At 60.9% G+C, this 681-nt stretch carries 1 protein-coding gene; it reads left to right on the top strand.

Features of this window, described 5'->3' with window-relative positions; translation table 11 throughout:
- A partial coding sequence (locus HP547_RS29150) for an immunoglobulin-like domain-containing protein (protein WP_372243032.1) occupies positions 1–681 on the top strand: 681 nt, incomplete at both ends.

The following is a 681-nucleotide window of genomic DNA, read 5'->3' as shown; positions in this document are numbered from 1 at the left end:
CGACCGTGGCCGTCACCGATACCCAGAGCCCGGTCACTGCCGAGCTGACTGTGGATAACACCACCGTCACCGAAGGCGGCAAGATCACCTACACCGTGACCCTGGTCAGCGCAGATCCAACCCTGCCGGTTACCAATCACAAGGGCCTGACTTTCACCCTGACCGATGGCACCACTGTAACCATCAAAGCCGGCGAAGCTACTGGTTCGGTTACTGTCAGCGCGCCAGACAACGTCTACGTCAACGATCCGGTCACCATCACCCAGGGTCTGACCGACGTCTCGGGCAAGGGCGCCGACCAGTTCGAGCAACTGGAGCTGGGCAGCACCAAAGTCAGCACCGTAGTAACCGACGAACCGGGTACCCCAGGTAACCCAGGCGGCGAGAACGAAGGTGACCTGGTCAAGGTCACCATCGTGGCCGATCAGATATCCGTGAACGAGGCCACCGAACCGACCTTTACCATCAGCCTGAACAAGGCGCTGGACAAGCCGTTCACCGTGACCCTGAGCACCGGTGCGACCCTGACCTTCGCGGCCGGCGAGACCACCAAATCCTACGCTGCACCAGCGCAGGGCGAGGACGTGTTCAAGGACGAAGGCAAGATCACCGTCAGCATCAGCAAGGCTGAGGTGGTCGGTGAGCAACTGGAAAACCTGGAGATCGGCAAAGCCGCTACCG

Source organism: Pseudomonas sp. CM27 (assembly GCF_013179515.1).
Lineage (GTDB): Bacteria > Pseudomonadota > Gammaproteobacteria > Pseudomonadales > Pseudomonadaceae > Aquipseudomonas.
This window is presented reverse-complemented; position numbering and strand designations above follow the sequence as displayed.